This window comes from uncultured Nitratireductor sp. (assembly GCF_913053745.1).
Taxonomy (GTDB): Bacteria; Pseudomonadota; Alphaproteobacteria; order Rhizobiales; family Rhizobiaceae; genus Nitratireductor.
Map to the genome: position 1 here is coordinate 1 of NZ_CAJXGF010000171.1, position 8658 is coordinate 8658.

Sequence of the window (8658 nt, forward strand, 5' to 3'; positions counted from 1 at the left end):
CGCATATGAACAGCGACCACGCGGATGCGGTGGAGAATTATGCCCGCCACTTCGCCCGCGCCTCGGCAGGAAAATGGCAGCTTACCGGCATCGATCCCGAAGGCGTGGACCTGGCGCTCAGCGACGAAACGCGCCGTATTTTCTTTGACACTCCCCTGAGTGACGCGTCGCAGATGCGCCCCACCCTCGTCGCCATGGCGAAGGAAGCGCGGGCCGGTCTTGCCGCGTGACACGGGAACCGATCCGGATCGAAAGCGCCGACGACCCACGCATCGTGGCCTATCGGAACATTCGTGAACGCGATCTCGTTGGGCGGCAGGGGCGTTTCGTGGCCGAAGGGCGTGTGGTTCTGAATGTGCTGTTTTCCACCAGCCGTCTAACAGCGGAGAGCGTGTTTCTGCGCGAGAACCGCTTTGCGGGGCTTGGCGATCTGATCGCACGCATTCCCGATAGCGTACCCGTGTACACGGCCAGCGCCGAAGTGATGGACCAGATCGCCGGGTTTGAAATCCATCGCGGCATCCTCGCCATCGGGCGGAAGTCCGACATCGGCGGCGAGGCCCTTCTCGACACGCTGCCTGAAAGGGCGCTGGTGGTGGCGCTGTCGGGCATTTCCAACCATGACAATGTCGGCTCGATCTTCCGCAATGCCGCCTCTTTCGGCGCGCACGCCGTGCTTTTGACGGAGGATTGCTGCGATCCGCTTTATCGCAAGGCGATCCGCGTTTCCGTGGGCGCCACGCTCAAAGTGCCCTTCGCGCGGTTCGGCGATACGGAAGCGCTTGCCGCAGCGCTCCAGGCGCGAGGCTTTTCCCTTCTGGCGTTAAGCCCGCGCGGGGAGATCGACATCGCCGAAGTGGAGCGTACGCAGCGCGATGCCCTCCTGCTCGGCAGCGAGGGGCACGGGCTTTCTCATGACGACATGACGCGTCTGCCCACCGCGCGCATCGCCATGGCGGCGGATTTCGACAGCCTCAATGTGGCGGCCGCTTCGGCCATCGCCTTGCACCGGCTCTGGCGCAAGGGCTGACCGCCCGCCGATCCCTATGCGCGATCGCGCAGGGCGCGGACCCGATCGGCCAAGCTGAGGGGGCGCCCCTCGTCTGCAAACTCCTTTTCCTCGAGGAGACCGGCAATCGGCGAATCCGCTCCCTCGAGTGCCGCCGTCAGACCGACCACCTCGGCTGCCAGAGCGTGAATCTGCTCGCGCAAGGCATCGTCCGACCGCGCCCCTGCCTGAAGCTTGGACGACGCGGCTTTGCCGCCCGGCTTTTTGTCCGAGAGTTCGGCGCGAAGCTTCTTATTCTCCTGAAGCAGTCGGGAGATGCGTGTCTTGAGCTTTTCCCTTTCAGGTTCGAAATCCTGTATCGGCACGGCCGCACCCGAGCGTCCGCCTGCAAGGAGAGAGCGCAGCTGAAGCGACTTGTCGGCGAGCTCACGGGAAAGCCGGTCGCGTTCCGCCTCGGCATCCTCGAGCCGACGCGCGGCCTGATCGGAAAGGCTCGCCTCGCTCGCCGCATTCATTTCCTTGCGCAAACGGGCGATTTCGGCTTCCCGGCGCTCCAGTTTTTCTTCGCGCTCGTAAACCACTCTCATCTGGCTCTCCAATTTTTCCTGAAGATCCGCATGGCGTTTTTCCGCCAGCTTGAGGCCCGCTTCCGCCTGCTTGCGCGCGCTCTCGGCATCGCGGGCGGCGCGAACTGCATCCTTGCGCTCGCGACGAACCGCGGCGAGATCGTCTTCGACCTTGCGCAGCTCCGTCTCACGAGCGACCATCTCTATCTGACGGCTGCTCGCCAACAGGCGTTCTTCTTCATAGTGATCGTTCAGTTCCGTCAAGGCGGAGCCGCGAACGTCGAGTTCCGAACGTACTTCGTCGAGCTTCGCTTCAAGGCTGGCAATGACATTGGAGCTCTCGGTCAACGCGTTGCGCTGCTCGTCGGTCTCGCCCTGCAAGGTGGCGATCACCTTGTCCTGCGCGTCACGTTCCTCGGCGAGTTTGCGCGCCTCGTCGCTGAGATGAGACAGCTCAACCAATTGCGAAGATGTCTTTCGATTGAGGCTGTCGATATTCATTTCGAGCCGGCGGGCCGCCATGGCGTGGCTGGCGCGCAACCGGTCCTTCTCCGCCTCAAGCTCGTTGGCCGAAAGCGGCATGCTGGCTTCAATGCGTTTTGTCGTGAGATTGACGGCACGGCGCCACACAAGCGGTGCGACAAGCAGGGCGATGAAGCCCGCAGTGAAAAACCCCAGAAGGAAGAGCAGTATCGTCGTGATCACCGCATGAAACCCATAACGTCAACGAAGCCCTGCGCGCGCAGTTGCCATCCTTGGGTCACGCAAAACGACACGCACGTCAAGCTGATACGCATCCGATACCGTTTGAATATGACGGCGGCGCATCGGACATTCGATGCGCCACCGCCGCCACGCGTCCTCAGAACGGATTCCACGTCGGCTGCGGGGTCATCTTCAAATAGCCCAGATTGACACCCAGGCGGGCGCCGACTCCGGTTCTGATCGGAACCAGAATCATGTTGTCGTTGGTCAGCGCATTGAAACCCAAGCCGGCCACAAGATAGGCCGATCCTGCAACACCGCCGAAACGCCGGTAAAGGTCGTTCACGGAGTTGAGGTTGTAGACGAGGATCATCACGCGCGATCCCTGACCGCCGTAGTCCCAGCCGATCGAAGGCCCCTGCCAGAAGACTTTATGATCGCCGGCGTTTTTGGTGTAGAGCGTTCCCTCACCGTAAGTGAGACCGCCAATGAACGCACCGGAGCCTTCCTCGCCGAGAACGTAGCCGTTCGGCAAGCCGTAATTGGAAAAGACCTTCTCGACGACGGTCGCCAAACCGCCGGTGGTCGCGCCGAAAAAACCGTGTCCAGCGTCAACGATTTCCTGCGCCGTGTAGGCGTTGTTGGCCCGTGCCGACTTGGTCGTCAAGGACAAGGCGCCAAGGCCGACCGCGAAAACCAACAGCGCAGCCTGGATAAGACGCATCCAGTCAAAAAGCCTTGCAGGCATTGTTCATTCTCCATCCATGAGTGGCTGCCGTAGACCGCCCCTCCGTCGCTCCGCGTCGAGCCACGATTGCTTCAAAATAGGCTGCGAATCTTTTCCAACTGTTAACCTCAACCTGAAACATGGCCGACGGATGACCTGAAGTGCCCGCGAACCCGGCGAGATACACGCCATTTCCGGCCGAACTGTTGCCCGGTTTGGCCGGCCTGTGTAACCAGAAACAGCGCGTTCCACGATCTGATTCGGTTGGAGACTGGAACCTGTTCGAAGTCAGGACCACAAGAGCAAAGACCGGCCAGACCCGCGACGCGAGCAGGCGGATATGGCCCGATTGGCAACAACGTCTGGAGGACAGATGCCCATGTCCGAACTTTTCTCGCTGAGCGCGCCCGATCTCGCCGCTCTTCTGTGCAGTCGCGTTTGCCACGACATCATCTCGCCGGTAGGCGCCATCAACAATGGTCTCGAATTGCTGGACGAAGGCGGCGCCGACGAAGATGCGATGAGCCTGATCCGCGCCAGCGCGGTGAACGCCTCGGCGCGCCTGCAGTTTGCGCGCATCGCCTTCGGTGCAGCCGGATCGGCAGGCATGCAGATCGATACCGGCGACGCACAAGCCGTCGCCATGGCCTTCATCAACAATGAAAAGCCGGATCTGGAGTGGAACGGATCACGCGCGCTCCTGCCGAAGAACCAGGTAAAATTGCTGCTGAATCTGCTTCTTGTCGCGAACTCCGCCATACCGCGCGGCGGCAAGCTGCGTGTCCTCCTGGAAGACCTCGAAAGCCATCCCGCCTTCACGATCAAGGCGGAAGGTCCGATGCTGCGCGTTCCCCCAAAATTTCTGGAGCTCCACTCCGGCAACAAGCCCGAGGAGCCGATCGACGCGCACAGTGTCCAGTTCTACTACACACTGCTTCTTGCCAAGGAGACCGGTATGGCCGTCAACATTCGCGCCACAGCCGAAGAAATCATCCTATCCGCCAGAAAATAACCTGTTAACCATAAGTCTTTGCAGCGGCTTTACCAGCGCGCATTCATAGTCCCTCCTGCCTGCCTGTTCATGGCAGACGGCGTTGCACGAAAGGATGTGAAGAATGGCTCGCTGCCTGATTGTCGACGATTCCAGCGTTATCCGGAAAGTCGCCAAACGGATTCTGACCAGCGCCGAAATGATGGTGACCGAGGCCGCCAATGGCCAGGAGGCGCTGGACCTGTCCGCTCATGACATGGCCGACGTCATCATCGTCGACAGCTCGCTTCCGGATATGGATTCAAGCGACCTCGTGCGTCGGCTGATGGCACTGCCGGCCGAATTCAAGCCTTATATCCTGCTGTGTCTGGCCGAACTCGATCTCGGCGCAATCATGCGCGCCAAGCGCGCCGGCGCCCAGGGCTATATGCTCAAGCCCTTCACCCGTAGCCAACTGCTAGAACAATTCCGCATGTTTCAAACGGCGGCATAGACTCTCGCTTCGCTGGCCCGCGCTTCGCAAAATGCCACAACAAACGCAAAAACCCGGTCACAAGACCGGGTTTTTGCTTTTCTAAAGGGGGAAGCGAGCGGTTCAAGCGCTTTCGCGAATTTCCTCCGGCTCGCGCAACACGTAGCCACGCCCCCACACCGTCTCGATGAAATTCTGTCCGCCGGATGCCGCATCCAATTTCTTGCGGAGCTTGCAGATGAACACGTCGATGATCTTCAGTTCCGGTTCGTCCATGCCGCCATAAAGATGGTTCAGGAACATTTCCTTGGTGAGAGTCGTGCCCTTGCGGAGCGAAAGAAGCTCCAGCATCTGGTATTCCTTGCCCGTCAGATGAACGCGCTGGCCAGCAACCTCGACCGTTTTGGCATCCAGATTGACGATCAGATCGCCCGTGGTGATGACCGATTGTGCATGTCCCTTAGAACGGCGCACGATGGCGTGAATGCGCGCAACCAGCTCGTCCTTGTGGAACGGCTTGGTCATGTAATCGTCCGCGCCGAAGCCCAAGCCGCGCACCTTGTCCTCGATACCGGCCATGCCGGAGAGGATAAGGATCGGCGTCTTCACCTTAGAAAGGCGCAGTGTCCGCAGAACCTCGTAACCCGACATATCCGGCAGGTTGAGATCGAGCAGAATGATATCGTAGTCGTAGAGCTTGCCAAGATCGACGCCCTCCTCTCCGAGGTCCGTCGTATAGGCATTGAAGCTCTCTGATTTGAGCATCAGCTCGATGCTCTGTGCCGTGGCACTGTCGTCTTCAATCAGCAGAACGCGCATCTTTATCCCCTTTTCGCCGCCGACCCGGCCTGGCAGGCACCCGGCACCGAAGCAATGATTGCCTGAATCGGAGGCTGCCAGTTAATGGTTAACAAAATCTAATTCGGTCTGGCAAGCGCCAGAATCCCTTTTAAGCTTTTGAAGGCACCGATTTGATTCCAATGGCAAAATATCCGCTCCCGAACATATCGAATCGCATCAGCAAATTGCGCTAAGCGACTCTCCAATCAATCAAATTACGGCTTTCTCACGCATCATCTTTACCGTGCCTTAAGCCATCCGCCTTATGATTAACAATGCCCGTAAACGAATGGTTACCGAGCGCGCTAAATCTTAGGAATTTGTTTCCTAACTGCGCTTACCTTGGGAGACTGCCCCGGCGTCAACGGGACGAACAGCCGCCGATGGGCGCTGGTGAGTGTGCGTATTGTGGGAGTATCGAGTATGAAGCCGCGTGAAAACCTCGTTCGACTAAAGCAGTTTCAGGTAAATGAGAAACGCCGCCGCATGGCGCAGCTGGATACGATGATCGCCGAGTTCGATCGCATGGCCGCTGAACTGGACGCACAGATCACGTCCGAGGAAACGAAGGCCGGCATCACCGACCTCAACCACTTCGCATATCCGACCTTTGCCAAGGCGGCGCGCTTGCGCCGCGACAACCTGCGTACATCGCAGGCCGAACTTGTCGAACAACGCAAATCGGCAGAAGCGGAACTGACCGAGGCGGAAGCCGAACTCGCCAAGGCCGAGGCACTGGAGAACCGCGACGGGCGCGGCCGGCAAGACGCAGGGTCAACCCGTGCAATGACGGGTTGAAACGGCGGCTTCTCGACCACGCACACACACGGACAATTTGATTTCAACGGCAGGGCTCGCCCTGCCGTTTTGCGTTTCAGACCGCATGCACCGTCGTCAACGCCAACGCGGATAAAGAAAAAGGCCGGCGCATGGCGCCGGCCCGTTTCGGGTTTGAAAGGCAGTCAGCCTATTCTCCGTTTGCGGGGAGAATAGGCCGAGACCCGATCAATGCCGATATTGCTGGATACGCGTTGTCCGCAGTCCCGCCAGGCCATGATCATCGATAGAGGCCTGCCATGAGAGGAACTCCTCCACCGTCAGACGGTAACGCTGACAGGCTTCTTCAAGGCTCAAAAGCCCACCGCGAACCGCGGCCACCACTTCCGCCTTGCGGCGAATTACCCACCGACGCGTATTGGTCGGCGGAAGGTCCGCAACTGTCAACGGACTCCCATCGGGGCCGATGACATATTTTACGCGCGGTCGAACCATTTCGGTCATAGTACTCTCTACCTGAACTCAAGACCCGTTCCACAAGCTAATGCGCCGGCTTTAAAATTTGCCTAAACACATGGTAAGCATACGGTAACGGACATGAATCCCGCGTTAGGAATTTGCTGCCGTTTTGTTTCAAATTGCACACACAAGGGCAGCAAAGCCCAAGGAAACCGGGATATCGAAGGCAGCGACAATCGTTAACCTTCACGCTGGCGGGACCTCGGTCCTTGACCTATATTCGCCGCATTGGCATGTAATCGGCCACGATCAGAGACAAAGAAGATCAAGCAAATGAACAGCCTCGACCTGCCCGGACGCCCGCAGGACTGCCGAATCGTGGTGGCGATGTCGGGCGGCGTTGATTCCTCCGTCGTCGCCGGCATTCTGGCCAAGCAGGGCTATGACGTCGTCGGCGTGACGCTGCAACTCTACGACCACGGCGAGGCGGCGCATCGCCCCGGCTCGTGCTGCGCCGGCCAGGACATCGACGATGCGCGCCGGGTTTCCGAAACGCTTGGCATTCCCCACTATGTGCTGAACTACGAACAGCGCTTTCGCGAAGCGGTGATCGACCCGTTTGCGCAGAGCTACGTGGCCGGGGAAACGCCGATCCCCTGCGTTTCGTGCAACCAGACCGTCAAATTTGCCGATCTTCTGGAAACCGCACGGGAGCTAGGCGCCGATGCGCTCGCCACCGGCCACTACATCCGCAGCCGCGCCAATGGCGCGCATCGCGCCCTGAAGCGACGGCACGACGTGGAACACGGTGAGGCCCGCTTCTTTCAGCATGCCGGTATATTTCATCGGGTCGCCGGCGGATGTGGTGACGAATTTGATGCCCTGGTCGATGACGAACTGCACGATGTCCGGATCGCGCACAAAGGCCTGCGCCACGTTCACGCCGAATGGCTTGTCCGTCAGCGTTTTCATCTTCTTGATCTCTTCGCGCACGGCGTCGAGGTCGCCGGAAGAGGTCTCGATAATGCCCATGCCGCCGGCATTCGACACGGCGGAGGACAAATGCGACCGGGCGATCCAGCCCATGGCGGCCTGGATGATGGGTTTCTCGATGCCCAGCATTTCGGTGATGCGGGTCTTGATCGGCTTTGCGCTCATATTTGTTTCCTCCTTGGGGCAGAAAAGGCGTGAACGGCCCGCCGGGCAAGTCCTCGCCTAGCGTCACGGCACAATTACGTTAGATTGGCCACATGATTCTGCGTGAACCGAAACCCGATGAACTCACCGCTCTGTCGGACCTCTGCCTGCGGTCCAAGGCGCATTGGGGTTATTCCGGCGACATGCTGAAGGCCTTTGAGGCGGAGCTGACCGTCACGCCGGAGGATCTCGCTGAAGACGCCATCATGCTGGCCGAGGACAAGCGCGGCATTGCGGGCCTCGTGCAGCTCTCGAAGCAGGGTGAGGATGCCGTGCTTGAAAAGCTGTTCGTGGAGCCTGACCGGCTGGGGGAGGGGGCGGGCAAGCTGCTCTATGTCTGGGCCTGCCGCGTGGCGCGCGACAATGGTGCAAAGAATCTGCTCATCGATTCAGAACCGGACGCCGCCGGCTTCTATGAGGGCCTCGGCGCGGTACGCAGCGGCACGGCAGAGTCCGCCTCCATTCCCGGACGCAAGCTGCCTCACCTGAAGCATCCGCTGGGCTAGCCGGCTGCTCCGAGATCCCCGGCGGAGGACGGCACAAGGTCCCGGTAGGCCCGCCAGCTGGCAAGGCCAATCACCGGGAAAGTGACGATCAGGCCGACAAAGCCTGTCACGATGCCCAATACCGTCAGTGCCACGATGATGATGCCCCAGAGCAGCATCGGCAGGAAATTCTTTGCCACCGAGCGCAGGCTGGTCAGCGTTGCAACGAAGACATTCGCCTCCGTGTTCAGCAGCATGGGCGCCGAGACCACAACCAGGGAGAAAGCCAGAAAGGCGATGACACCGCCGATGATCGTGCCGGTGATCATCACGGCGACCGGCATGTTCTTCTTCTACGCCTCGATCGGGCTCGCCTCGACCTATCTCGGCGTCATCCTCGCCCCTGCCGCGCTCGGCATCCCCTTCGTCA

Annotated in this window: 12 protein-coding genes and 1 pseudogene; 7 read left to right on the forward strand and 6 right to left on the reverse strand. The window is 59.9% G+C overall.

Translation table 11 applies throughout. The features are described from left to right. On the forward strand, positions 1-230 hold a 230-nt coding region (locus QZ638_RS20375; RefSeq protein WP_295813768.1), incomplete at its 5' end, for a DUF2470 domain-containing protein. Next, a complete protein-coding gene (locus QZ638_RS20380) occupies positions 227-1030 on the forward strand; it encodes an RNA methyltransferase (RefSeq protein ID WP_295813770.1) in 804 nt (267 codons plus the stop codon). The genes QZ638_RS20375 and QZ638_RS20380, both read left to right, overlap by 4 nt. 14 nt (positions 1031-1044) lie before the next feature. Here QZ638_RS20380 and QZ638_RS20385 read toward each other — a convergent pair whose 3' ends face one another. Beyond that, the gene (locus tag QZ638_RS20385) at positions 1045-2280 is read right to left on the reverse strand and encodes a hypothetical protein (RefSeq protein ID WP_295813773.1); all 1236 of its coding nucleotides are present in this window, start codon (positions 2278-2280) and stop codon (positions 1045-1047) included. A 157-nt stretch (positions 2281-2437) separates the two neighbouring features. Further along, a complete protein-coding gene (locus QZ638_RS20390) occupies positions 2438-3028 on the reverse strand; it encodes an EipA family protein (protein ID WP_295813775.1) in 591 nt (196 codons plus the stop codon). A 358-nt stretch (positions 3029-3386) separates the two neighbouring features. On the opposite strand from QZ638_RS20390, the gene chpT reads away from it, so the two are divergent. Continuing rightward, the gene (chpT, locus tag QZ638_RS20395) at positions 3387-4019 is read left to right on the forward strand and encodes a histidine phosphotransferase ChpT (protein ID WP_295813776.1); all 633 of its coding nucleotides are present in this window, start codon (positions 3387-3389) and stop codon (positions 4017-4019) included. A gap of 103 nt (positions 4020-4122) precedes the next feature. After that, entirely contained in the window at positions 4123-4491 is a 369-nt protein-coding gene (locus QZ638_RS20400; RefSeq protein ID WP_295813779.1) for a response regulator, read from the forward strand. 102 nt (positions 4492-4593) lie between these two features. Here QZ638_RS20400 and ctrA read toward each other — a convergent pair whose 3' ends face one another. Further along, entirely contained in the window at positions 4594-5289 is a 696-nt protein-coding gene (gene ctrA, locus QZ638_RS20405) for a response regulator transcription factor CtrA (RefSeq protein WP_295813781.1), read from the reverse strand. A 444-nt stretch (positions 5290-5733) separates the two neighbouring features. Here ctrA and QZ638_RS20410 point away from each other — a divergent pair, with 444 nt between their 5' ends. Continuing rightward, the gene (locus QZ638_RS20410) at positions 5734-6108 is read left to right on the forward strand and encodes a flagellar export protein FliJ (RefSeq protein WP_295813783.1); all 375 of its coding nucleotides are present in this window, start codon (positions 5734-5736) and stop codon (positions 6106-6108) included. Positions 6109-6315: 207 nt separating this feature from the next. Here QZ638_RS20410 and QZ638_RS20415 read toward each other — a convergent pair whose 3' ends face one another. Continuing rightward, positions 6316-6591, reverse strand: a complete 276-nt coding sequence (locus QZ638_RS20415; protein WP_295813786.1) for a DUF1153 domain-containing protein — start codon at positions 6589-6591, stop codon at positions 6316-6318. Between the two features lie 288 nt (positions 6592-6879). Between QZ638_RS20415 and QZ638_RS20420 the strand changes: the two are divergent. Continuing rightward, positions 6880-7329: pseudogene (locus QZ638_RS20420) on the forward strand (asparagine synthase-related protein); the annotation flags it as partial. Here QZ638_RS20420 and QZ638_RS20425 read toward each other — a convergent pair. Continuing rightward, positions 7261-7704 carry a nitronate monooxygenase gene (locus QZ638_RS20425; RefSeq protein WP_295813788.1) on the reverse strand — a complete coding sequence of 148 codons (444 nt, stop codon included), beginning with the start codon at positions 7702-7704 and terminating at the stop codon, positions 7261-7263. The pseudogene QZ638_RS20420 and the gene QZ638_RS20425 sit on opposite strands and share 69 nt — an antisense overlap. 92 nt (positions 7705-7796) lie before the next feature. Here QZ638_RS20425 and QZ638_RS20430 point away from each other — a divergent pair, with 92 nt between their 5' ends. Beyond that, a complete protein-coding gene (locus QZ638_RS20430; protein ID WP_295813790.1) occupies positions 7797-8249 on the forward strand; it encodes a GNAT family N-acetyltransferase in 453 nt (150 codons plus the stop codon). Here QZ638_RS20430 and QZ638_RS20435 read toward each other — a convergent pair. Next, positions 8246-8572, reverse strand: a complete 327-nt coding sequence (locus QZ638_RS20435) for a hypothetical protein (RefSeq protein WP_295813792.1) — start codon at positions 8570-8572, stop codon at positions 8246-8248. The genes QZ638_RS20430 and QZ638_RS20435 overlap by 4 nt on opposite strands. Positions 8573-8658 lie beyond the last annotated feature (86 nt).